The organism is Adlercreutzia sp. DFI.6.23, from assembly GCF_024462535.1.
Taxonomy (GTDB): domain Bacteria; phylum Actinomycetota; class Coriobacteriia; order Coriobacteriales; family Eggerthellaceae; genus Adlercreutzia; species Adlercreutzia rubneri.
In genome coordinates, this window is sequence record NZ_JANGBP010000003.1 from 127,694 (window position 1) to 153,054 (window position 25,361).

Below are 25,361 nucleotides of genomic sequence, written 5' to 3' on the forward strand. Positions count from 1 at the left end.
TCCATGATAGCTTCTAAGTTCCTCTAAGTTTGCAAGGGGTTCCCTGCAAAGACCTATTAGAACTACGGAGGGGAGGAGTACGGGTAATTCTGATTTGGGAGAAAAATTCGTGAAATAATCTCCCGCAGCGGAGATTTTTACGGCAAAGAGGATTATCTGCACTCGCTCGAAGAACGCTTGGCCTCGGGGCAATTAATAATTCGGAAAGAAAGATTGCGGATGGCGGTAATGGCTATTGGGGTCTGGTTCTCGTACTCTTGTAGACACGTTGAGGAGAACGTGCTTCTGAGTAAGGGAGAAGAGGAGGACCTATGGCTCGCAATGAAGAGACGCTCCACGTTGATTCGCACCCGACGACTCGGAACGCTGCTCATCTGACTCGCCGCAGCTTTATCAAAGCCACTACGGCTGCTACGGCTTTGGCCGCGGCTAGCTCGCTGACTGCTTGCGCTCCGGCTACGAGCGATTTGGCCGCTACGGGTGAAGATGCTGAAGCTGCCCATCCGGTCGGTCGCGATATCGTGTCAGGCGAGTGGAAGACGGCGGCCTGCTGGCACAACTGCGGTGGTCGCTGCCTGAACAAGGTGCTTGTGCAAGACGGCGTTGTCGTGCGCCAGAAGACCGACGACACCCACGAGGACAGTCCGGACTATCCGCAGCAGCGCGGGTGCCTGCGCGGCCGCAGCCAGCGCAAGCAGGTGTTCGCCGAGGATCGCATCAAGTATCCGCTCAAGCGCGCCGGCTGGAGCTTGGACGCTCCCAATGGCGAGTTGCGCGGCAAGGACGAGTGGGAGCGTGTGAGCTGGGACGAGGCGCTCGATCTGGTGGCTCAGGGCCTGACTCGCGCCAAGGAGCAGTATGGCAACCGCTCCATCCTGCTCCTGAAGGGTTGGAATCCCGAGATGACCCGCACCATGGGCGCCTTCGGCGGCTTCACGAACTTCTGGGACACCAACTCCTATGGCTCCTGGTCGAAGACTCCGTTCGTCATCGGGTTCCATCACGACAACATGCAGGACCAGACTATCAACGACCGTTACGACCTGCGCAACTGCGAGACCATCGTCATGATGGCTATGAACCCGGCCTGGAGCGCTGCGGGCAGCCAAATGTGGAACTACTGGCAGGCCAAGGCCGCCGGCGCGAAGTTCATCGTCGTTGATCCCATGTACAGCGAGACGGCGGCCACCTTGGATGCGGAGTGGATTCCCATTCGCCCGGCCACCGACATGGCCTTCCTGCTCGGCGTGGCCTACGCCATGCTGGAGGCCGACGAGGCTGAGGGCCTCATTGACTGGGACTTCCTGAACCGCTGCACCGTGGGCTTCGATGCCGAGCATATGCCGTCCGATGCTAAACAGCAGACGAACTTCAAGGACTACGTGCAGGGCGCCTACGACAACACGCCGAAAACGCCGGAATGGGCCAGCGAAATCTGCGGTGCCTCGCCCGAGGCCATCCGCAATCTGGCCCGCGCTATGGGCAAGGATCACAAGGTGGGCTTCCTCGTGTCGGCTGCCTCGGCCCGCGTCAACAACACCGACAACCTGCCCCAGCTCGTCATGACCGTGGGCGCCATGGGCGGCCACATGGGCAAGTCGGGCCACATGACGGGTTCCACCATGCATGTGACTTCGGGTAATGGCGGGCCGGCTCTCATTAAGGCCGGCAAGGACGGTCTGCCCGAGATCAAGAACCCCGTGGATGACCACATCAATGGCAACGAGGTGTGGGATGCTGTCATCGATGGCACTTATACTTTCACGGGCACGAAGCACTACGACCCGGCCGAGAAGCGCGATATCGACATCCACGTCATCTACCATTCAAGCGGCAACAAACTGCAGACCAACGTGGGCATGGCCCGCGCCATCGAGGCCCATCGCAAGGTGGACATGGTGGTGGCCCATGCCCAGTTCTTTACCTCGGCTGCCCGCTATGCCGACATCATCCTGCCCCTCACCACCGAGTGGGAGCGCTTCGACGGTCTGTTCGGCGGCACGCTCGGCCATAAGTCGAACCGCGAGATGATGGTGGCCTATCAGCAGATCATCGACCCCTTGTACGAGGCAAAGTCCGACCAGGACATTGCCTGCGAGCTAGCCGAGAAGCTGGGCATCGCGCGCGCTGATGTGTACCCCTTCGATGTGAAGCAGCAGTATTTCAATCAGCTGGCTTCCATGGAGGTGTGCGACGAGGACGGCAAAACCTATGTGCCGGCCGTGGGCATCACCCAGGAAGACATCGACGAGCTGGGCGTGGAAGGCGAGCCCCAGGAGGGCAAGCTGGCCTATCAGGAGCTCAAGCAGCTCGGCGTGTATCAGGTCAAGCGCACTCCCGACGACAACTACGGCTATATTGCTTTCAAGGACTTTGTGGAAGACCCCGAGGCTAATCCGCTGGAAACGCCCTCCGGTAAGCTGGAGATATACAGCCAGACGCTTGCGGACACGTTCTCGGCCATGGGTTGGGACACGGTGACCCCCATTCCCACCTATGTGAAGGTGACCAACGGCTACGAGGACGCCTCCGCGTCCGGGGCTGAGTATCCCCTGCAGGTGATGAACCCCCACTATCTGCGTCGTGCTCACTCGGTGTTCGACAATATCGGCTGGTTGCGCGAGGCGTGGACGAACCCGGTGTTCATCAGCACTGCCGACGCCGATGCGGCCGGGGTGTCCGACGGCGACACGGTGCTCGTCTCGAGCCCCTACGGCCAGTGCGTGCGCAACGCCTGCGTGTATGCGGGCCTCATGCCCGGCGTGGTGGCTCTGCCTCACGGCGCGTGGGTGGCCGTGGACGAAGAGACTGGTATCGATGTGGCCGGCGCTGACAACTGCCTGACGGGCCCCGCCCCCAACGGTCAGGGCGTGTCGGGCTACAATTCCGCGCTCTGCAAGATTGAGAAGTACACGGGCGAGGCTTTGGCTCCCGATGCCGAGCAGCCGCTTCGCATTGTCTGCAAGGATGGTGAGTAACCTATGGCCGACGTGAAAGAGAACAAGAACCCGCAGGGATTCTATTTCAACCAGCAGATGTGCATAGGCTGCCGTACGTGTCAGGTGGCCTGCAAGGATAAGAACGACCTGGAAGTAGGCTACCTCTTTCGCCGGGTGGAAAGCTTCGAAGTGGGGGAATTCCCCGCTCCCGCCACTTTCCACTACTCCGGGGCCTGCAACCACTGCCATACTCCGGCCTGTGTGGAAGTGTGTCCTGCTGGCGCCACTTACATCAACGAGGAAGACGGCACGGTGCAGCATGACGATGAAGCGTGCATCGGCTGCGGCTACTGCGTGAAGGCTTGCCCCTATGGACACCCGGTGCTCATCGAGGAGTTGAACGTCGTGCATCGTTGCGACGGATGCATCGATCTTCGCTCGGCAGGGGAGAAGCCGGCTTGCGTGGCGGCTTGCCCCATGCGCGCACTCGATTTCGGGCCTATCGAGGAATTGCGCGCTGCTCATCCTGACGGGGTGAACCAGATCTCGGTGCTGCCCGAGCCCACCACCGATCCCTCGGTGGTTATCGATGCCCGTCAGGCGGCCTTTGCCGGCGAGCTGAAGCAGCTCGTTCTGTAGCCACCTTTCCGCCGAGCCGGGCCGTGCGACCTCCCTCCCGTCGTACGGTCCGGCTTTCCGCGCTACACTGGTCGAAGGTGGAAGGGGGGCGAAAGTGAAGCTGAAAACCAAATTTCTCTGCCTGATCGCCGTGCTGCTGGCGGTGTCGCTCGGTGCGAACTTGGTTTGGACTTCCGCAAACAAGCATGCCCAAATGGAAAACGAGTTGCGGGAGCAGGCGCGCGCCCTCGCTCAGCAAATGGATGCCGTCTGGGAATTCATGGTGGCCAATCAAGACCGCCTGGCCCAAGTGGCCTTCACGGAAGATGGCGTGTACCAAGGGCTTCACTGCGCCATTGCTGGTCGCATCATCGGTCAGTCTTTCACGATGCATTCCGATTACACGACGCGGTTCGTGAATTTCAATCCGCGCAATAAAGCTGGTGAGCCCGATGGCTACGAGGCGGCCGCGCTCTCCGCGTTCCACGACGATGCAAGTCGTGCCGACTACTACGGCTTTACCGACTATGAGGGACACCAAGTCTTTCGATATGTGGCTCCCATGACCATAGATGAGGCCTGCCTGCAGTGCCATGGCGAACCGGCTGGGGAGCTGGACGTGACCGGCACTCCCAAAGAGGGGTGGAAAATGGGGGATATCGGTGGCGCCATCAGCATCATTATGCCGCTCGACGTGTACCAGGCCAATGAGCGCGATTCCATTGCTCAAGATGTCCTGTTCTTCGCCGTCATGCTGGCGGTGTGCTTGGTCGTGGTGTATGTGGCGCTGACCTATTTGGTCACACGGCCTTTGGGCAAAATTCGTTCCGGTGTGGACGAGGTGTCAGAAGGCAATCTTGATGTGCGTCTCAGCTATAGCGAATCGTCCCAAGAAATGAGTTCGCTCACGACGGCCTTCAACGACATGGCCCACGAGCTTGCTGATGTTTACGCAGGACTTGAAGACGAGGTGGCTGATCGGACGGCTCAGCTGCAGCAGGCTAACGAGGTGCTCGAGCAGCAGCGCCGCCAGCTGGAAGCGGTCAACGCTCAGCTGGTGGATGAGAATCAGTACAAGAGCGACTTCCTCTCTATGGTGAGCCATGAGCTGCGCACGCCGCTCACTTCCATCGTGGCCTTTGCCGATCTGCTGAGCAAGCATCGTGCAGGAGCTGACGAGAACGAGGCTAAGGCCTTGGCGGGCATCGAAGCTAACTCCCAGGCGCTCATGCTGATGATCAACGACATCCTGGAGATGAGTCGTCTTGATGCCGGTCGCGTGAAGCTGAGTCTGGAAGTGGTGGACGTCGGCGATGTGGTGGGCATCGTGCGCGCCACGGTAGGGCCCCTGGCGGCTAAGGAGCATTTGGAGTTCACGAACGAGGTGGCTCCGGACGTGCCGCTCGTGCAGGGCGATTTCGACAAGCTCGTCCACGTGCTACAGAATTTGTGCGGCAACGCGGTGAAATTTACGCCTGACGGGGGTACCGTGCATCTTGGGGCCGCTTTCCACCCTGCCAGCTCAAAAGACGCTGTCGATGAGGTATGGCTTACGGTGGCTGATAGCGGCATCGGCATAGATGCCGCAGATCAGGAACGTATCTTCGAGAAGTTCGTGCAGGTGGATTCCTCATCCACCCGGCGCTACAACGGTACGGGATTGGGACTCGCCATCGTGCGCGAGTACGCCGAGATGCACGGGGGCTCTGTGAGCGTGGAAAGCGAGCTGGGCCAGGGAGCTTCCTTTGTCGTGCGCATCCCTGTGTCTGGCCCGGTTTCGCGAGAAACGGCAGAGAAGGACGAGAAATCTGGTAGCGGGCCTAGTGGCGAAGACCTTCCGAAGGGGGAACAATCATGAATCGACCCATCAAAGTGATGCTTATCGACGACGATCCGGGCATTCACGAAAGTCTTCGAGCCGTCGTAGAAGAAGCGGGCTACGAGTTCTGCGGGGCTCTTGGCGGGCGAGAGGGGCTTCGGCTGTTGGATGACGAGCACCCCGATCTGTTGCTTCTCGACGTGATGATGCCCGGCATGAATGGCTTCGACGTCTGCCAGCAAATGCGCGAGGAGGGACGTCGCATTCCCGTTATCTTTCTCACGGCGAAAAACGACATCGTAGACAAGAGCACGGGTTTCAAGGCCGGTGCCGATGACTACGTGACCAAGCCCTTCATCGCCGATGAGCTGCTGCTGCGCATCGACGCTCACGTGCGGCGTCACCGCGGCGACATCGAACATGCGCGCAAAAATTCAACCGATGCCAGCGAGCTGGCGCGCCGCGAACCGTGCCGCATAGGAGATCTGGAAGTGTTCTTCGATCGCTACGAAGTGCATTTGCACGGCGAGACAGTTCCTCTGACGGCTAAGGAATTTGAAATACTTGCGCTTTTGGCCGAAAGCCCCGGAGAGGTGTTCACGCGACGCCGCATCTACGAGCACCTGTGGGGCGAGACGGCGGAGGTGGATGAGAACTCCATCACGGTGTTCATGCGCAAGATCCGCGAAAAGATTGAGAACAATCCCAGCGAGCCGCGATATCTGCTCACTGTCTGGCGCGTTGGCTATAAGCTGGCGGCAGAGTAGCGAGTGACGGGATAGGCTGTCGCTGCGTTTCTCATTTTTGGTTCTGATCGGCCATTTTCCCTAAAATCATACCTTTCGGATGAGTGCTTTAGGACATATCGCCGCTTTCGTGAGACTGACGGCGAGGCGCCAATGTCCTTACGATGCAGGGGTAACCGAACCGGCAGGGACGCTGGTTCGCCGAAAGGAGGAAGTAATGGGAGAAATCAAGGGAATGGGTCGTCGCGACTTCTTGAAGACGGCTGCTCTCTCTGGTCTGGCGCTGGGAGGTGCTGCTGCACTGACGGGTTGTGCCCCCTCGACGGGCGCGGAAAAGGGCGCGAGCGCGAAGGCGAGCGCCGGCGCCGATGTTGCTTGGGATAAGGAAGTAGACGTGCTCGTCATCGGCTCGGGCACCGGTGCGTTCGCGGCTCTGGTCGCCGCGGCCAAGGGCGCCGAATCGGTGTGCCTTGTCGAGAAGGGAACCATGTGGGGCGGCACTGCCGCTACCTCGGGCGGCGGCCTGGCTGTGCCGCTGACCTACGCCGCCACCGACGCCGGCATCACCGACAGCAAGGAAGAGGTGGTCAAGTACTTCACCAACGCCACCGACGGTCGCGTCGATCAGGCTGTGCTCAACTCGTTCATCGATAACGGCAGCACCTTCATCGACTGGATTTCTGAGGAGATGGGCTGGAAGTTCGCAGCCTCGCCGCTATTCGGCGATTACTACGAGCCCATGGATGGCTGGATTCCCATGGGTCGCGGCAGCCTCGGCGCCGCCGACGCCAGCGGTTCGCTCTCGGCTGCTCAGATGTGGGATCAGATGTCCCTACGACCTGTTCAACCAGGCGTTCGCCTACTATGACACGGGCGAGCCGGGCCATGTGAACATCCCCGCCTACTTCATTTGCGATGCTGCCTGCTGGGCTACCTACTCGCTTCCCGGCCACACGGTAGGCGCCGTGGGCGATGGCGAGGACAGCTACTTCAACGAGACCTACGGCGGAGAAGCTTCCGACCCGTCGGAGGTGCCGGCGCATTTCGTGAAGGCCGACACTCTGGAAGAGCTCGCCGAGAAGCTGGGTATCGACGCGGCTGGCCTCGCTGCCGAGATTGCGACCTTCAACGAGAACGCTGCCAAGGGCGTTGACCCGGTGTACCATCGCGGCGAGAAGCACCTGGACATCAACACCACCGGCGTTATGGCCGGTAGCCGAACCGATCTGGCGAACCCGGTGCTCGCGCCGCTGGCCACGGGCCCGTTCTACGGCGCCGTGTATGTGCCCGGCACCTGCGGCACCGCCGGCGGTCTCACCATTAACGAGAACGCTCAGGTCGTGAACGTGAACGGCGAGCCCATCGAGCACCTGTACGCCGTGGGCAACTGCTCCTCCGGCGTATCGGGTGGAACGTACGTGCACGGCGGCATCAGCCTGGGTTCGGGCGCCGTCATGAGCTGGGTGGCCGTGAACCACGTCCTGGCCGCCAAGGCTTAAGCCAACTTCTGCTGGCAGCGGATCCCTCCCTACGCTGCCAGCCCATACCCTTCCCTTTGGCGGCTTCGCTTCGGCGAAGCCGCCTCCTTTATCAACGGAAGGAAGGCGCTTTAATGGGGAGCATTCCTTTTGCTAATGAGGGAGGTTCTGCTTGAAGTAGTCGATAAGCTCCTGTTTGGAGTGGATGCCGAGTTTCGCGTAGATGCGCTTCGCGTGGGTGCGGGCCGTGCCCTCCGAGATGAACAGCTCTTGCTGCACAATGCGCAGGCTTCGTCCCTCTAGGAGAAGGGACGCCACTTCGGTCTCCCTTTTGGTGAGGCCTGCCTTTCGAGCTACGTCCTCTACGGCCGATTCGCGACTCATGCTTGCCGCGCGTCCCAGAGTGTTCACCCATATCCCCGAGAAGGCGAAGAACCCCACAAGGGTGAGAAGGCACACGAAGGAAGACAGATCAACGAGAATAGGGTCTGGCAGCGGGATGAAATGCTCACGGCCGATCAGCCCGATCGCAATGCCGAGGCCCCAGCATAGGTTAATGAGGGCGAAGTAGGTGGCCTTCCGCAAATCGAGGCCGAACGCCGTGATAATGCCGAGCAGCAGGAAGAGCAGCTGCGAGATGAGGAACAGCGGTGCGGGGCGAGTGAACAGCTCCGAGGGGGAGGTGGCCATGGATACCGTGCCGAGTGCCACCACCAAACCGGTTGCGAGACCGACGAGGCACGGTACGACGATAGGCGAGGACAGGCGTACCTTCTTGGGCAGAGGCCCCAGGCGTGTGGAACTTGGTGCGGGGTTGTTTGCGCCTGCGAGCATGACGAGGGGTGCGGCTATGATGCAAGCGTCGTATACGGCTCGCGGCACGAGCAAGAGCCCCAGGTTTAACAGGTAGAAAAGCAGCAGCGAGCCGGACAGCGCCACCGATAGCGTGGAAAAGTCATCGCATTTCGCCAAGGTCTCCAGTCGAAGCAATGCGGCGAAAGTGCAAGCCACGGTCAAGGAAAGAATGAGCGTCGCATGCAGTGTGGCACTGGAGATGGGCATGTGGGGCTCTAGGGCCAAGCCGAGGGTCGTGAACGTGGCCGCAAGGGCGCCGCCGATGCGAATGGCTTTGGGGATGCGATCCCATCGCGCCCGGCCTATGCCTATGACCAAGGCGATGCCGATGAGTGGGCCTGGTATGGCGGGCGTTGCAACAGAGTCGATAAAGGATACGGTGAAAAGGCTGTCGTAATTAATTTGATGCAGCCAGAGCCAGATGATGGCATCGAGTAGGGCTATCTGCGCTGCCTGTTTCCGGTTGACCCTATGGGCCTTCAGATTGATTTGCACGATCCCCTCCCTTGAAATAAGCAAACCATGTCTTTTGGTCGAGAAAAGCCCAAGTATCCGTTTTTGTTAGACGGGCATTTTCTGGCCCGCTGGATATGCTTCCTGCGGGTTTGGTCTCGGGCTCTGCAATTTGCTCGTGGAAGACAATGTAGCAAACCTGGGGCCGAGCCTATCCGTTGGAAGTTTTTTTGTCAAGAAAGAGGCCGCGGCATGAGACGGCTTTCGAGCCCCTGGAAAAGGGATTCATTTTTGTGTCCGTTTTGAAACCAATATGAGTGTTTTATCAGGCTTAACCTCCACTTATGCCGAATCTGTTCTTGATAAAATCGAAGGGTTTTTGAGAGAGCGAAATACGTGCGAGAAGGAACGGTCTTATGGTTTCTCGTTTCGAATATCATGGCAAGGAAAGCTTGATGGAAAAGCGCCGCCAAAGGCGCAAAGAGCAGCTGAGGAATCGGACGGTGGCCCTGGCGGCGGGCTTGTTGCTGGCGGGTGTTTGCGGTGTGTCGAGCGCCCTTGCGGCTACTGGGGGTTCGGACGGGTTCGATGTGGTGGACGTCCTGCAGGATACCGCCTCGTTGAGCGCCGCGCCTTCCAGCCTTGTTCCTGCTGAGGACGACGCGCTCTGGCAGGTGGCTGCCGAAGGTGGGAGCGATGCCGCCCTGAAGGAGATTGCGAGCCGGGGTGCCAATCTCCTAGCCGCCCGATCTGGAGGTCAGAGAGCGGTTGAGGGAATGCGAATTACGACTGCCCTGATTAAGGTAGAAGGTGTACTCGATCAAAATTTGGCAAATGATAGCTCCTTCTCCGTCGACTTCAACAAGCAATTCACCCTGCACATTGAGGTGGAAAGCGAGTTGAATCTGGCGAATAAAAAGGTGGAGATCACCGTGCCCGACGGGCTGACCGTGGTGGAGTACCCCATCCCCGAGCGGGGTGACATGGCGGAGAGCGTAACGCCTGAAAGCATTGACCAGCTGCACAGTGTGAACAACTACGGCGGCTACCACCCCACAAATGGCACCATCACCTATTCTCTCAAAAATACGGCGGAAAAGAACAGCTTTAATATCGTTCTGGCCCCGGACACCGTTCTCTGGAACAGAACAAAGGAGCAGGAGCTTAAGGATTCGCTCAAAATCGAAGTCTACACAGGCGATCGAACATATCAGACAATCTCTGCCACTCCAAAGATTACGGGCAAATACAATGATACGCCTAGTGACAACAGAGCGATCCAGACCGGCCCCAGACTGTCCCGGATTGGCGTGAAGACTGGTGTACCCACGGCGGCGAATCAGCCCTTTGCCCTGCGGCAAATCTGGATAAACCCGGACAAGGACTACATCGATATGCCCCAGTTCTTTAAGAAGCTGGAGCTCACCATTGCCTTGCCATACTACACAGAAAATGGCAACAATATTTATGCGAAACTCGATCATATCACCTGGGATCCTGCGGGAGAGTCTACCAGGCTCAACCTGCTGGATCCGGAAAACCACAAGGGTGGTGACGATAGCTATAAGGACGGCTTTAACTTCACAAAGACGGTAGACGATGCCAATCACACTGTTAAACTGACCTGGGAAAACTTGTACCTGGAGTATGCGCAGGATTACTTTACCCCCTATTTTAAGTGGACGTCCGATTGTGACATCACAACTACAAATGCCGTCAGGTGGGGCAGCGATTCGATTCTCAACACCGGTAAGACAGCCCCCGGATGCTACGAGGGGAAGACGCCCACTACTGGCGATGCCTCCGCAGTGGGCGGAACGATCACCTGGCAGGATGACAGTACGTGGTATCTCTATAATGGCGACTGCACTACGCTCAGCTTCACTGCTCAAGCAGGAGAGAGCATGAGCGTGAATGGAAAAGCCAACAATCAGCCAATCTATAATAATTACGCAAGCGATTCCAATATTATCTATTATCTGGGACAGTTCCATGTGGTCAACCAGGGCGGCGCCGTGAGCGCCAATAAGACGGTGGAATTCACCTATGGAAACAATGATAAAATCGGCGTCACCGCCCAGAAGATTCCTGCAACCACGGGCAATGTTGTGGAAGTCTGGTACACGACGACAACGAACCCAACCGAACAAAAGTACAACGGCACCCTCATCAGCAGCGGCGGCTTTGTCGCCTTTACCACCCAGATGGCAGGACTTGGCAAGGGCGAGTATTTCACCAAGATCAAGGCCAACGTAGGCAGCTATGAGAAGGACTACGTGGGCTATGTGTCCTCCCGTGATCAGGATCCCACGTCGGGATATGCTACCACCTTCGGCAAGCTGCTGACCGCAGACGAGGCTACGTATTCCAACTTTGCTTCCATGAAAATGTACGATACCGGTTCAGGTGATAGCACGGCCAAATCGGGCAACTATACCGTAAAGGTCACAAACACAAGGGGCGAGATCCCCTTGGCCATGGAGCAGGCGTACGAGGAGAATTCCTTGGAGCGGGTGCCGATCCTGAGCAAGACCTCCGCAACAGCGGGAGAGACCATTACCTTCAACGGTCTGCTCAGCTCGTCCGCTTATCCTTATTCTTCCAACAATATTACAACGGATCAGGAAATCTATATCCGTCTGCCGGAAAAGATCACGGTCAAAAACCTCAAGCTATACCAAGAGGTTGGAAGAATGGCGGATAAGGTTTTCCTCCTCGACGCGGTTACGGAGACGGTAACGAGTCCCCAAAGGACCGAGATTGCCAAAGACTCATACAGCTTTGTGGAGGTAACATCTGCTGCCGAAACCGGCTATAAGCTGTACAAGATCACCTTTATGGACGCGGATAACCCCGCAAAGGTTGGCTGGTTCACCGACGGGCTGGGGCAGTACCAGATCGGGATTTCCTTTGATATGGAGATCGCCAAGGACGCCGATGCCATGACCTTGGATATGCGGGACTGCGTACGGTTCAAGAGCGCATCCCTGACCTCCACATCCAACAACGGCACCCTGGCCCAATATCAGGTTATGGATGATAGGGTGCGGTACAGCACCTTCAACGTCAACGCAAAGGGCGCGAAGCTCTCGGTGGTGGCGGCCCGGCTGGGCTTGACCTTCACCTTCGGCGCAAGAATGCTGGACAAGTCAAACACGGAACCAGACTATGACGCAGGCGACTACTCAAACTTCGAGGAAAAGGGCGACAAGGTCTATCTCAAAGATGCGGATCATGTTGTGGACATGCTTTTTACCCTCAAGAATGAAACTGGACGAGTTTTTTCCAAGGACGACGCGCAGGCCTTTTATTACTTTATTCCGGTGCCCAAAGAGGGGGATTTCTGGGATAGTCATATGCAAGATAAGGCATTTGACTTTGACATGATGCTGACGGGAGAACCGACGCTCAGCGGTGCATCTGCAGTCCGCAATCATATTCAGGTAACGTACAGCACCAAGGTTGATGCAAGCGCAGCCCCTGGAGATTCTTTTCACTATAGTACTGTTACGAATGATAACTATGTTACGGCAGAAAAAATTACCAATTGGGGCGATGTGAAAATGATTCGCATCGCGGCTACGAGTGATACCGAAAGCATTCCGGAGGATGCGGATCTAAAAGTTAACCTGCGTCTGAGTCCAAAGTTTGACAGCAGCGCCGATCTTGTGGGCAGCGTGGTCAACTTTGGGCCTTGCGGCGTGTCTCCCTATTCCGTGGGCAGCACGCTCAATCAGGGGCACAACCCCTTGTCACGCATTCAAGTTGAGTTCCAGACGGGCGTTATTGAAGGGAAGGTCTTTATTGATAAAGACTTCGATGGCGTCTATACGGAAGACGCGGATGATCTCTATACCGGTAAGATTAAAGTAAGTGCACCTCATCAGAATGGAGTTGGCGCCGACGACACCGAAAGCCACGAGACAATTACCGAAACGGGTGTGTTTAAATTCACGGGCCGGCGGGCAGATACCTACCATGTGATTGTTGCCAACCCCGGCAGCAGCGATGCCAACGGCGATAATCCGCTGAAGTTTTCTCTACCAGAAAGTGGAGGGGCGTTTGGTCTGGGTGATGACGAGACGACCGCTACGGCCACGGTGACGCTTGAAAAAGGAACAGGCAAAGGCACCGCCGATCTGGCGATTGGTCTTCAGCAACCCCATACTGTTTCCTTTAGTGCAGAAAACGCAACGCTGAGCGCCTCTTCAACCAAGGTGTGGCACAACGATGCGCTGAAGGAGGGCATTCCGACGGTTACGGCCTCGAGTGGCTGGAGATTCACGGGGAACTGGACAGACGAAGCCACCACGTATACCACTGACCAGTTGAAGGAGCAGGTAATCAATGCGGATGACAAGACCTTTGCTGCCGAGGTGAAGAAGCTCTACTCGGTGACCTATGACTTGAACGGCGGAACCGGAGCGGGTGCTCCGGAAACCACGCAGCATGTTGAAGGCGAGAAGGTTTCGCCAAATTATACGGGCACCAGCAGTCTGAACAAGGGAGAGAAGACGATCTTTGTCGGCTGGAGCCTGGAGAAAATCGCGGACGTTCTTCAGGAGGATGCGACTCAAGAAACCATCGGCAAGATCATCTCTACGGATCAGCATGACATGCCCGATCATGACGTCCACCTTTATGCCGTCTATGCGATGGATGCCAATGGTAACAGCAATCCGGATTACAACGACGATGCCGTCCATGTCCGTTATCACGGCAACAATGGTGACTATACCGACATCATCTGTCCCCACCATCATGTGATAGGGGCAAAGGAACAGCTCTCCACCAACGGTGCGGTTTCCGGTAAAAGCCTGGGGCATGATGACGACGCATCGAGTGCTGCCGCTGAGGTAAAAAACCATACCTTTACTTACGGTACCAACATCTTTGTCGGCTGGAGCACTACGCCGATCCTTGACCGTGTGATAAAAACCAAGGCGGATCACGATGACTTGAAAGACAGCATCGTGACAGAGGTGACGATGCTGTCAAAGCCAGGCGCCGACGTTTCTGCGGATGACGCTAAAGATACGAGCAAGTACGCCGATGCAGATGGCAATACCAACGTCTACGCCGTCTGGGCCGCCGATCGCAACGGGAACAAAGTAGCTGACTACACAGAAGAATATCAGCTGACCTATGAAGCCAACGCTAGAGACGGTGACACGGTTGGCGCGATGCCCACGATCAGCGGAGCGCACATCCCCTCCGACAAGGTGACCTTGAGCGACGCCAAGCCCACGCATAGCGATGTAGATGGCAAGAAAGTGGTTTTCATCGGTTGGACCGAAACGCAAACGAATTCAATTTTCGGCCGTGCCGATGAGGCGCCGGCTACGGTTACCGAAGTCACCTTTGGAGCTGCTGACAAGACAGTCTACGCTGCCTGGGGCTATGACGAAGACGACGATGGCGTGGCCGATGCGCTGGAAACGTACTCTCTCATCTACGATCTTAACGGAGGCAGCGGAACGCCTCCAGCGCAAGTGAGCAATATCGCGAAAGGCAGTGAAGTCAAGCTGACCACGGAGGCAGGTTTCCGTCGCAACGCCAATGAGCTTTTCGTCGGATGGAGCGCCACGGAACACGAGGATGCCTTCACGGCGGCCCAGAAGGAGGAGCTCAAGCAGGCTCTCATCACAGGCACGAGCGTCATTTTCGATACGGCGGACAGAACGTTGTATGCCGTTTGGGCTGCCGACCGCAACGGCAACCACGTGGCGGACTATCAAGAGCCGCAGTACAAGATCAATTATGACGGCAACGCGCAGTCGGGAGGGTCGATCGAAGGCTTGCCCAGCGATAGCGAAATCCATCTGACGAGTGAAACCGTCACGCTCAGCACCGCTACGCCAATCTATCACTCTGCCGACGGCAAGAGCATCGCTTTCCTTGGTTGGACGGAGCGGCCCGCCAAGATCCTGAGCCGCAGCGATGACGAGCCGACCTTGGTAACGAGCGTTGCGTTCGACGATGCCGATAAAACCGTCTATGCCGCTTGGGGCTATGACGACAACAGGAACAATGTCGCCGACGTATTGGAGACCTACTCGCTTTCCTACGATTTGAATGGCGGCGTTGGCTCTGCCCCGGCAGGCCAGACCGACATCAGGAAGGGCACGCCGGTTCCGTTGACGTCGGATACGGGCTTCAGCCGGCAGCCCAGAAATCCCGACGGCATCACAGAAATCTTCGCAGGTTGGAGTCGGGCTAAGCACGAAGATGCCTTTACAGCGGAGCAGCGAGATGAAGCAAAGAAGGCGCTGGTCTCGGGCAAAATTATCATGGGAACGGAAGACCTTACTCTCTATGCCGTATGGGCACAGGACCGCAACAATAGCGGAGTACCTGATTTCTCCGAAACGTCATACAAGATCATCTACGACGGAAACGCTCAGGAAAATGGTACAGTTAAGGGGCTTCCCGTTGATGAGGGGCTTCATCTTGCCGGCGACACGGTATCTCTCGGCAGTGCTCGGCCCACTCACAGCGGCCTGAACGGCAAGGAAGTGGTGTTCCTCGGCTGGACGCTCAGTCGTGTCGACGGCATCTTCGATCATGAGGCGGCGCCCACCTCTGCCGATGAGGGCATGGCTCGCGATGGAGCGGCCTCCCACGCCTATGTTAATAGCGTGGAGCTTGTCGATGCCGATGTAACGGTGTACGCGGCATGGGGGTATCAGGAGCATGTTTGGGGCGACTGGGCTGTCGAAACTCCTTCGACCTGCGTTCAGCAAGGAACCGAAAAGCGCACCTGCACTACGTGTGACGCCGTTGAAAGACGGCCGCTCGATGTTCTTCCCCACGAGTGGGAGGCGAATTTCACGGTAGACAAGCCCGTTACCTGCGTTGAGGACGGTCTGAAATCGAATCATTGCAAGCATTGCGGCGCAACGAGATATGCGACGCCCATCCCGTCGGTGGGGCACGTGTTCGGCGGTTGGAAGGCCGATGCGGCGGGGCACTGGCGCGAGTGCACTGTCTGCAACGTCAAGGCGGCTGCGGGGGCTCATGAGTTCCGCGAGGTGATGGCCGATGATGGGCGTCGTCACGAGGTGTGCTCGGTTTGCGGTTACGATCGCGAGAAGCAGGCTATTCTCCCCGCGACGGATGGCGCGAGTGCGGCCAATGGCAGAGGCGGTTCCAGTTGGTTCCAAACGCTAATCCATCTTCCGCAGACGGGCGATCCGCAGGGTTGGTGGGTGGTCGTCCTTTTGGTGGCAACAGCACTTGGGGCGGGCATTTCGGTAGTAGCCTTCGGGCGCATGCGCCGTCTTGCGAGGGGTCGACACGCCAAATAGCGGGAAGGATCATCGGATGGAGCTACGAGAGGACAAGCTCTCGTGTTTAGCAGGAAAGTAGGGCAGGGTGACGCCAAGCAGCCGTCGGGCATCGTATGATTCGCGTAAAATCGTAACATCGCAAAAGGGCGATACGGGATTCGCTTCGGATGGTGCGGATCCGGCGATGCGCGAGGCGAGTCGCTTCGCTTTGCGCACCGTAAAGCATGAGAAAGGTGAACCGATGGGTTTTCCGAGGGAATTAAAGAGAACTGCTGCTGGTGCGGCCGGCTGCAGCTGCCCTTTTAATCCTCAGGGCAAAAAACAGCTCGGGGGGGGGGGGCTCCCAGAAAACAATAGGCGCCGCAAGGGGCGCTGACCCCTCTGTTGCGACCGCGCCGACCGCGCCGACCGTCCTTGCGGCCGCCCCTTCGAACGGGAGAGGGGGCAGATAGTCGTGGCGAACATCGTTATTGTTGAAGGCGAGCAATGCGTGGCTGATGTCGTGAAAGCCGCCTTCGAGCGCGAGGGCCATTATTGCGTCACGGTGTGTGACGGGCTTGATGCCGTTGACGCCATTGTAGAAGCGGATTTCGATCTTGCCGTTCTGGGCCTTGGTCTGACGGGCATCGACAGTATTCAATTACTCGAGTACATTCGCACGCTCGATATCCCTACGATCATGGTGCTTGACGCCTCTCAAGAGAAAGAGTGCCTGCACTGCATGGAAATCGGGGCAAGCGCCTGCATCATCAAGCCTTTTTCGGTTCGGGAGCTGCTGTCGTGCGCCAATAAGTTTCTCGAACGCGGCGCGCTCCGCGAGACGCTGCGCATGGGCACGACGGAGATCGATACGACGGCGCGGCAGGTGCGCATAGCCGGATGCGAAGTGGTTCTTTCCCCCAAAGAGTACGATCTGCTCATGCTGTTCGTGAGGAATCCCCATCGCGCTTTTAGCCGAGAAGATATTTATGAGCGCGTATGGCACGGTTATTACCCTTCGAAGTCGAAGGCTGTCGATATAGCCGTTGCGCGTTTACGGAAAAAGATGGGCTGGGACGCGGAGATCAAGGCCATCCGCAAATTCGGCTACCGATTCGATCCGCCATCTATGGGTTAATCCGTCATCTTTCCAGCCATCACCTCGCCTTTTCCCTGCGCGATTATCGTGATTCACGAGTGCGAGTTGTTGCCAGTTTGTTAGAATGGGGCATACTCGCAACAAATGTGTCCGAAGGAGAGATGCGCGCCCATGGAAATGACGAAAGAGCAGCTTGAGCTTATCGCCAATCAGCTGGCCACCATTAAGGAGCGGTCGCCGTTCTACGCGAAGAAGTTCGAAGGTATCGATGTCGCGGACGTGCGCACCCAGGCCGACTTCGAAAAGCTGCCCTTTTCCGAGAAAGATGACCTGCGCGCGGTGTATCCGCTGGGGTTGCAGGCGGTGCCCGACGAGGAAGTCGTGCGCATCCACAGCTCCTCGGGCACCACGGGCACGCCGGTTATCATCCCCTACACCCAGCAGGACGTCATCGACTGGGCCACGCAGTTCGCCCGCTGCTACGAGATGGCGGGCATCACCCCGCTCGACCGCATCCAAATCACCCCGGGCTACGGCCTGTGGACGGCCGGCATCGGTTTCCAGCTGGGCGCCGAGCGCCTGGGCGCCATGGCCATTCCCATGGGGCCGGGCAACACCGAGAAGCAGCTGAAGATGATGCAGGATTTGAAGTCCACGGTCATCTGCGCCACCAGCTCCTACGCGCTGCTTCTCGCCGAGGAGATCACCAAGCGCAACCTGCGCGACAAGATTCACCTGAAGAAGGGCGTCATCGGCTCCGAGCGCTGGGGCGAGAAGATGCGCAACCGCATTCAGGACGAGCTGGGCATCGAGATTTACGACATTTACGGCCTCACCGAGGTGTACGGCCCGGGCATCGGCATTTCCTGCGACGCCCACGACGGCATGCACATCTGGGACGACTTCGTCTACATCGAGATCGTCGATCCCGAAACCGGCGAGGTGCTGCCCGACGGCCAGGAAGGCGAGCTGGTACTCACCACGCTGCGCAAGCAGGGCGCGCCGCTCATCCGCTACCGCACCCACGACCTCACGCGCATCGTGCCCGGCACCTGCGCCTGCGGCAGCCGCCATCCACGCATCGCCACGCTCACCGGGCGCACCGACGACATGTTCAAGGTGAAGGGCTGCAACATGTTCCCGGCCCAGGTGGAGGAGGTCATCAAGGCCACCGACGGCACCAGCTCCGAATACCAGGTGATGATCGAGGCCGTCGATGGCCACGACGTGCTCACCGTGCTGTTCGAGACGCCGCTTGAAGGCGAGGCGCTGGCGCGCTGCGAGGAGGAGCTCGCGCTCATCTTCAAGGCGAAGCTCGGCTGCACGCCGGAGGCGAAGGGCGTGCCCATGGGCGAGCTGCCGCGTTCCGAAAAGAAGACCAAGCGCATCTTCGACAGCCGCTACTAAGCGCGCCGCATTCGAAAGGGGGCGAGAGCCATCATTACGAGCTTGAGTGAGAAGCAGACGATCCTCATCGTTGATGACTCGATGCTGAATCGCGCACTGCTTGCCGACATGATCGGCGATGCCTACCGCATCATCGAGGCGGAGGACGGCAAGCAGGCCGTGGCGGCGTTGCAGAAAGAGGGCGCGGGCATATCGCTCGTGCTGCTCGACTACGTCATGCCGCAGATGAACGGCTTCGACGTGCTGGAGGTCATGAACAAAAACGGCTGGATCAAGGACATCCCGGTCATCATGGTGTCCGCCGAGTCCGACGCCGCCTATATCGAACGCGCCTACGAGCTGGGCGTGACCGACTTCATCAACCGCCCCTACGACGTGAACATCGTCCGCCGCCGCGTCATGAACACGCTCATGCTGTACCAGAAGCAGCGCACGCTCATGGGCATGGTGGCCGACCAGGTGTACGAGCGCGAGAAGTCCAACAACCTCATGGTGTACATCTTGTCGCACATCGTGGAGTTCCGCAACGGCGAAAGCGGCATGCACGTGCTGAATGTGCAGGCCATGACCGAGATGATCTTGACGCAGCTCATGCGCCTGACCGATCAGTATCCGCTGACCACCGAGGACATCTCGCTCATCACGATGGCCTCCAGCCTGCACGACATCGGCAAGATCGCTATTCCCGAGGAGATACTGAACAAGCCGGGCCGCTTCACCGACGAAGAGTTCGCCATCATGAAGACGCACTCCGCTGTGGGCTCGGATATGCTGGACGATCTGGAGCTGTACAAAGACGAGAAGCTCGTGCGTGTAGCGCGGGATATTTGCCGCTGGCACCATGAGCGCTGGGACGGCCGCGGCTACCCCGACGGCCTGGCGGGCGACGACATTCCCATATCGGCCCAGGTGGTTGCTTTGGCCGACGTGTACGACGCCCTGACGAGCCGTCGCGTCTACAAGCCGCCCTTCAGCCACGAAGAGGCCCTGCGCATGATTCGCGAAGGGGAGTGCGGCGCGTTCAACCCGCTGATTTTGGAGTGCCTGGAGGCGGTGGCGGACGATCTGGAGAAGCGCCTGAACCACGGCATCACGGGCCGCGAGATTTCGATTGACTCGCTGCATTTGTCCGAGGCGACGCTGGATAACGGCGACGCCGAGGCCTCGAGCCGCACTCTCGAGCTGCTCGACTACGAGCGCATGAAATACCACTTCTTCGCTTCCATGAGCAATGAGGTGCAGTTCGAGTTCACCGAAGAGCCGCCGATGATCGTGCTGTCCGACTGGAGCGACCACAAGCTCGATCTGCCCGAAATCATCATGGATCCCTACAACGACGAGGCCTTCTGTGCGACGTTCGGCCAGGAGAACCTGCAGAAGCTCAGCCGCCTTTTGCGCGCCACCACCATTGATGATCCGGTGATCGATATGGAGATGGAAGCCACCGTGGGCGACGAGCTGCGTTGGTTCCATGTTCTGGCCCGCGCGCTGTGGTCGGGGCCGTCCGATCCGGTTTACCTGGGCTCTATTGGCAAACTCGTCGATATCGACGATCGCCAGGCCGAGCTGATCGACCTGCAGTTCAAGGCCTACCACGATCCGCTGACGGAAGTGGTCAACGGCGCCTTCGCCCGCAAGGTCATCGCCGAGCGCTTGGGCTCGGGGGAGGCGTGCGACCGTCATCGCGACCGCCATGTGCTGGCGCTGTGCGACCTGGATTTCTTCAAGCAGGCCAACGACACCTACGGCCACCAATTCGGCGATCGCGTGCTGAAGCACTTCGCGGAGCGCCTGCAGGAAAGCGTGCGCGGCGAGGACGTCGTGGCCCGTGTGGGGGGCGATGAGTTCCTCTTGTGCATGGAATGCCCCGTCGATCCGCGTCCGCTGATCGACCGCATCCATCGGTCGCTCGAGGGCGACTTCGAGGGCTTCCCGCTGTCGGTTTCCATGGGCGTGGCCATTGCCGGCAGCGATGTGCGCGACTACGATGAGCTGTTCCGCCGGGCCGATGTGGCGCTATACCACAAGAAGCGCGGCGGCCGCAGCGGGTACGTGTTTTACAGCGATTTAGACGAGGAAGAGCGAGATTTGTTGCTTGAAGGGGCGCATACGGCGCTCTCGGGCATCGACAGAGACGAGTCCGACCAGTAGACTGTCACCCAAAGGATAAAAGGAGACCGAGATGTCGTTGGAGATTGCTTACGCTGCCATGGGCGGCGATTTGGAAACCGTGCGCGGACGCTTGCTTACCGACGAGCGCATCGAGAAGTTCGCGAAGATCTTTTTGCAGGACACATCGATGCAGACGTTGGAAAGCGCTCTTGAGGCGGGCGACCTTCCCGAGGCCTATCGCGGAGCCCACACGCTGAAGGGCGTGAGCCGCGACTTGGGCTTCACGCCCCTGTTCGAGGCCGCCGCCGCGCTGTCCGACGCGCTGCGCCTCGATGACGCCGGCGTGCCGGCCAATGTTGCAGCGGTTCCCGAGCTGATGCCGGCCGTGCGCGACGCCTACAGCACGGTCGTCGACGCCATCGCCATCATCTAGCGAAATAAGGCGCTTGGCGCCAACGGGCCGCCATGGCGGGCACGACGCGCGGGCCTTCACGCGCAACCAGAAAGATCGAGGTTCGGACCAAGGGGTCTGAAGCCCGAAAGGAACACAGCGAATGACTGAAACAGACAACAAAACGAGATACGGCCGCATAGCCTCGATTCTTATCGCGCTGGCCATAGTCATCGCCGCCTTCGCGTTGTTCACGACGATGAACAACGAGCGCATCTCCGAGCAGAACACCAAGTACCTTCAGGGCTCCACCGAGCAATCGGCGCGGCGCATCAGCGAGTGGATGGCCGACTCGCAGACCGAGATCAAGCTTTTGTCCTCGATGTACGCGAGCACGCTTTCGGGCGTTGACGAAATCAGCGCTGCCGGCATCGAGCAGTTGGCGAACTACACGAAGTTCGATTACACCACGATCTCGCTGGAAGACGGCCGAACCATCGACAACACGGGCCAGGAGGCCGATGCCGCCGATCGCGAGTACTTCATGCAGGGCATGGAGGGTGAATCGGGCGTCTGTGCCGTCGACAACTCGCTGTTCTACAACGATCTCTCGGTCATCTTCTACACGCCGCTGTACTTCGACGGCGAAGTGGTCGGCGTCATTTGCGGTGCCTATCGCGAGGACTCCATGGAGAAGTTCCTGCGCACCTATATCTTCGGCGAGCAGACCAACACCTACTTGCTCGAGCGCGACGGCGATGTGATGGCGCACTCGTCCACTACCTACAGCAGTGGCGTGAAGAGTGCCGTCGACCTCTACTTCGAGGAGGGCTCGTCGGGCAATATCTCCCGCGACGATTTGGAGTCGTCGCTGCAAAGCGGCGTGTCGGTCACCTTCAACTACAAGGGCGAATCGGGGTCGGGCACCGCTTACGTGATGCCGATCGAGAACTACGACTGGCTGATCATGCGCACCTTCCCCAGCTCTATCACCGACGGCATGCAGAGCCGGGCGAATGCGGCGGGACTTGTGCTGGTCGGCTTGGTCGGAGGCGCCTTGGCCCTGGTGGCGGGCGTTTTGCTCGTGCAGACCATGCGCCAGCGCCGCAAGCTCTTAAGCGAGAGCGAGCACGTGACGAGCATCGTGAACTCGTCGCTGGTGCTGTTCAACCGTTTCGCGGTGATCGATCTGGCCAACAACACCTACGAATACTTGAAGGACGAGGGCATCAAGGACGATTTGCCCCGCAACGGCGAGTACCACATGTTCCGCTACTATTGGCAGACCCGCTTCTGCGATGACGACGAGGCGGAGCGCATGAAGGAGGAGCTGAAGCCGGAGGCCATCCGCGAGCGGCTCACCGAGGACGTGCCCTACCTGCACTTCGAGTATCGCCTGCGGGATCAGGAAACCGGCGAGGTTCGCTGGAGCCAGGCCTCCATGCTGCCGCTGCAGCGCGATGGAAGCGGCGTGGTGACGAGCGTGCTTTTGTCGGTGCAGGACGTCACCGACGTGAAGGAGCGCGAGATCGCGAACCGCAACGCGCTGGAGGACGCCTTCCGCGAGGCCGAGCGCGCCAGCCGCGCGAAGACCGACTTCCTGAATTCCATGAGCCACGACATCCGCACGCCCATGAACTCCATCATGGGGCTGACGGCCATCGCGTCGATGTATCTGGACGATCCGGAGCGCGTGAAGGACTGCCTCACTAAGATCACCACCTCGAGCCGCCATTTGCTCGGGCTCATCAACGAGGTGCTCGACATGGCGAAGATCGAGAGCGGGAATTTGGGCCTGTCGGAGGAGGACTTCGATCTGCCCGAGACGGTGGAAAGCCTCATGTCCATCATGACGCCCCAGATCAACGACAAGAAGCTGAACCTGAAGGTGGAAATCGCCGACATCCAGCACGAGCACGTGGTGGGCGACCCCATGCGCCTGCAGCAGGTGTTCGTGAACATCATGGGCAACTCCGTGAAGTTCACGCCGGAAGGCGGCACGGTGAGCCTGCGCATCAAGGAGCTGCCGAGCCGCGTGAAGGGCTCGGGCTGCTACGAGTTCACCTTCTCCGACACTGGCTGCGGCATGTCCGAGGAGTTCGTTCAGAAGGTGTTCGAGCCGTTCACGCGCGCCAACGATTCGCGCGTGACCAAGGTGGAGGGCACCGGTTTGGGCATGTCCATCGTGCGTTCGGTGGTGAACCTCATGAACGGCACCATCGATGTGAAGAGCAAGCTCGGCGAGGGCACTACCTTCACCGTGACGGTGTATATGAAGCTGCGCGACGGCGACGATCAGGATCTGACGCCTTTGGAGGGCTTGCGGGTGCTGGTGGCCGACGACGAGCAGACCGCCGCCGAAAGCGCGTGCGAGGTGCTGAAATCCATCGGGATGGAGCCCGACTACGTGTTGTCCGGCGATGATGCCGTCGATGCGGTGCGCCGTTCGGTCGAGAACGATCGCAGCTACGTGGCGGTCATCCTGGATTGGAAGATGCCGGGCAAAAGCGGCATCGAGGCGGCGCGTGAGATTCGCGAGATTGTCTCCGACGACATGCCCATCATTATCCTGTCGGCCTACGACTGGACGGCCGTGGAGCAGGAGGCGCGCTCGGTAGGCGTGGATGCCTTCATCGCCAAGCCGCTATTCAAAAGCCGCCTCGTGCATGTGATGAAGGGTCTGCTCGCCTCTGACGAGGAAGAGGGCGAGCCGGCCAGCGAGTACGAGGTGCTGCAGCAGAGCGACTTCAGCGGGCACCGCGTGCTGCTGACCGAGGACAACTCCATCGCCGCCGCCATCGCCATGGACATCATGGGCATGACGGGGCTTGAGGTCGATCACGCCGAGAACGGGCGCATTGCCGTGGAGAAGCTGCTCGATGCCGAGCCGGGCCACTATGACCTGGTGTTCATGGACATCCAGATGCCGGTGATGAACGGCTACGAGGCCGCCAAGGCCATCCGCGCGACCGCGGAAGGCCAGGGCCCGGACGGCGAGGCCATCGATGCTCGTTCCGACTTGGGCGAGATTCCCATCGTGGCCCTGACCGCCGACGCCTTTGCCGACGATGTGGCCCGGGCCCGGGCGGCAGGCATGAACGCCCATATGTCCAAGCCCATGGAGATCGAGCTTCTGGTGAAGACTCTGAAGGAGTGGCTGTAGCCTCTTGGCACGTAGGCTGACATACCGCCGCGCGGCGATCGCCCTCGCCGCGGCCTTGGTGCTCGCATGCGCGGCCCTGCTGGCGGCCTGCGGCGGCTCGTCGGGCGGTTCAGGCGGCTCGGGAGGCTCCGGCGCTCCCGGGGGCTCGGGCGACGGCGGCGGCGAGAGCACCACGTCGGGGCCGGCCTACTCCGTGCCCGGCTCGGTGGCCCTGGTCACCTTCAACGAGGGCGCCGCCCAGACTGGCAACGACTGCGCCATCGATACCTCGCAATTGTCCCAGGGCGTCGTGGGCGCTTCCGCGAGAAGCGACGCGCGCCTGAAGTTCCAGGTGGTCAAGGGCGAGATGAGCTACAACTACGACTTGCCCGGCGACGGGACGCCCATCATCGTGCCCATCAACATGGGCGATGGCCCCTACACCTTCCGCGTTATGCAGAACACCTCGGGCAACAACTACGTGGAGCTGTTCAGCGTCATCGAGAACGTGAACCTTTCCAGCGAGACGGCGCCCTTCCTCGTGCCGAATATGTTCGTGAACTACAACGAATCCTCCGCCGTGGTGGCGAAGGCGCGCGAGCTGGCCCAGGGCGCTGCCAATCAGGGCGATGTCGTGCGCAACATCTACCAGTGGGTGGTGGACAACATCACCTACGACCACGACAAGGCCGCCCAGTTGGCCTCGGCCACAGGATACGTGCCCGACCCGGACGCAACGCTGGCCTCGGGGACGGGTATCTGCTTCGACTACGCGTCGCTGGGGGCGGCCATGCTGCGCAGCCTTGGCATTCCCTGCCAAGTGATTACCGGCTACGTTTCTCCTGATGATGTGTACCATGCTTGGAACATGGTATATATTGACGGAGAATGGATAAGCGTCGAGATCAGCATTAAGCCGAACAGCTGGACGCGCGTAGATTTGACTTTTGCCGCCAGTGGCGCCGCGAGCACCATCGGCGACGGCACGAGCTATACCGATCGTTACACCTACTAGAAGAAAGGCAGGGGACGCC

The 25,361-nt window shown here is 59.2% G+C and carries 14 protein-coding genes; 13 read left to right on the forward strand and 1 reads right to left on the reverse strand.

The window, feature by feature from the left end:
• The first annotated feature begins 311 nt into the window (after positions 1–311).
• The 6 genes from NE591_RS03725 to NE591_RS03750 all read left to right on the forward strand — a co-directional run bounded on the left by NE591_RS03725 (position 312) and on the right by NE591_RS03750 (position 7,621).
• Positions 312–2,978, forward strand: coding sequence for a molybdopterin-dependent oxidoreductase (locus tag NE591_RS03725; RefSeq protein WP_114548466.1), 2,667 nt, complete (start codon positions 312–314; stop codon positions 2,976–2,978).
• A 3-nt stretch (positions 2,979–2,981) separates the two neighbouring features.
• Complete coding sequence (locus NE591_RS03730; RefSeq protein ID WP_114548465.1) at positions 2,982–3,578, forward strand: 4Fe-4S dicluster domain-containing protein; 597 nt, start codon at positions 2,982–2,984, stop codon at positions 3,576–3,578.
• Between the two features lie 94 nt (positions 3,579–3,672).
• The gene (locus NE591_RS03735; protein WP_114548464.1) at positions 3,673–5,415 is read left to right on the forward strand and encodes a DUF3365 domain-containing protein; all 1,743 of its coding nucleotides are present in this window, start codon (positions 3,673–3,675) and stop codon (positions 5,413–5,415) included.
• Positions 5,412–6,143: a response regulator transcription factor gene (locus NE591_RS03740; RefSeq protein WP_231699539.1), complete on the forward strand. Its 732-nt coding sequence runs from the start codon at positions 5,412–5,414 to the stop codon at positions 6,141–6,143. The genes NE591_RS03735 and NE591_RS03740 overlap by 4 nt, the downstream gene beginning before the upstream one ends.
• Positions 6,144–6,339: 196 nt before the next feature.
• Positions 6,340–6,990, forward strand: coding sequence for an FAD-binding protein (locus NE591_RS03745; protein WP_198160983.1), 651 nt, complete (start codon positions 6,340–6,342; stop codon positions 6,988–6,990).
• A 97-nt stretch (positions 6,991–7,087) separates the two neighbouring features.
• Positions 7,088–7,621, forward strand: a complete 534-nt coding sequence (locus NE591_RS03750) for an FAD-binding protein (protein WP_371130569.1) — start codon at positions 7,088–7,090, stop codon at positions 7,619–7,621.
• 132 nt (positions 7,622–7,753) lie between these two features.
• On the opposite strand, the gene NE591_RS16200 is transcribed toward NE591_RS03750, so the two are convergent.
• Positions 7,754–8,950 carry a helix-turn-helix transcriptional regulator gene (locus NE591_RS16200; RefSeq protein ID WP_114548461.1) on the reverse strand — a complete coding sequence of 399 codons (1,197 nt, stop codon included), beginning with the start codon at positions 8,948–8,950 and terminating at the stop codon, positions 7,754–7,756.
• A gap of 374 nt (positions 8,951–9,324) precedes the next feature.
• Between NE591_RS16200 and NE591_RS03760 the strand changes: the two genes are divergently transcribed.
• The 7 genes from NE591_RS03760 to NE591_RS03790 all read left to right on the forward strand — a co-directional run bounded on the left by NE591_RS03760 (position 9,325) and on the right by NE591_RS03790 (position 25,342).
• The gene (locus NE591_RS03760; RefSeq protein WP_157011882.1) at positions 9,325–16,215 is read left to right on the forward strand and encodes an InlB B-repeat-containing protein; all 6,891 of its coding nucleotides are present in this window, start codon (positions 9,325–9,327) and stop codon (positions 16,213–16,215) included.
• A 436-nt stretch (positions 16,216–16,651) separates the two neighbouring features.
• The gene (locus NE591_RS16205) at positions 16,652–17,314 is read left to right on the forward strand and encodes a response regulator transcription factor (RefSeq protein WP_114548458.1); all 663 of its coding nucleotides are present in this window, start codon (positions 16,652–16,654) and stop codon (positions 17,312–17,314) included.
• A gap of 132 nt (positions 17,315–17,446) precedes the next feature.
• Positions 17,447–18,682 carry a phenylacetate--CoA ligase family protein gene (locus NE591_RS03770; RefSeq protein ID WP_114548457.1) on the forward strand — a complete coding sequence of 412 codons (1,236 nt, stop codon included), beginning with the start codon at positions 17,447–17,449 and terminating at the stop codon, positions 18,680–18,682.
• Positions 18,683–18,724: 42 nt separating this feature from the next.
• On the forward strand, positions 18,725–20,833 hold the full coding sequence (locus NE591_RS03775; RefSeq protein WP_197745960.1) for a diguanylate cyclase: 2,109 nt from the start codon (positions 18,725–18,727) through the stop codon (positions 20,831–20,833).
• 31 nt (positions 20,834–20,864) lie between these two features.
• The gene (locus NE591_RS03780) at positions 20,865–21,227 is read left to right on the forward strand and encodes an Hpt domain-containing protein (RefSeq protein WP_173111014.1); all 363 of its coding nucleotides are present in this window, start codon (positions 20,865–20,867) and stop codon (positions 21,225–21,227) included.
• 121 nt (positions 21,228–21,348) lie between these two features.
• The gene (locus NE591_RS03785; RefSeq protein ID WP_256156334.1) at positions 21,349–24,348 is read left to right on the forward strand and encodes a hybrid sensor histidine kinase/response regulator; all 3,000 of its coding nucleotides are present in this window, start codon (positions 21,349–21,351) and stop codon (positions 24,346–24,348) included.
• 4 nt (positions 24,349–24,352) lie between these two features.
• Complete coding sequence (locus tag NE591_RS03790; RefSeq protein WP_256156335.1) at positions 24,353–25,342, forward strand: transglutaminase family protein; 990 nt, start codon at positions 24,353–24,355, stop codon at positions 25,340–25,342.
• Positions 25,343–25,361 lie beyond the last annotated feature (19 nt).

Excerpts from the sequence above, each read along its gene's own strand:
- NE591_RS03725 (WP_114548466.1), top strand. The coding sequence starts at position 312 with ATGGCTCGCAATGAAGAGACGCTCCACGTTGATTCGCACCCGACGACT.
- NE591_RS03780 (WP_173111014.1), top strand. The coding sequence starts at position 20,865 with ATGTCGTTGGAGATTGCTTACGCTGCCATGGGCGGCGATTTGGAAACC.
- NE591_RS03730 (WP_114548465.1), top strand. The coding sequence starts at position 2,982 with ATGGCCGACGTGAAAGAGAACAAGAACCCGCAGGGATTCTATTTCAAC.
- NE591_RS03785 (WP_256156334.1), top strand. The coding sequence starts at position 21,349 with ATGACTGAAACAGACAACAAAACGAGATACGGCCGCATAGCCTCGATT.
- NE591_RS03770 (WP_114548457.1), top strand. The coding sequence starts at position 17,447 with ATGGAAATGACGAAAGAGCAGCTTGAGCTTATCGCCAATCAGCTGGCC.
- NE591_RS03745 (WP_198160983.1), top strand. The coding sequence starts at position 6,340 with ATGGGAGAAATCAAGGGAATGGGTCGTCGCGACTTCTTGAAGACGGCT.
- NE591_RS03740 (WP_231699539.1), top strand. The coding sequence starts at position 5,412 with ATGAATCGACCCATCAAAGTGATGCTTATCGACGACGATCCGGGCATT.
- NE591_RS03760 (WP_157011882.1), top strand. The coding sequence starts at position 9,325 with ATGGTTTCTCGTTTCGAATATCATGGCAAGGAAAGCTTGATGGAAAAG.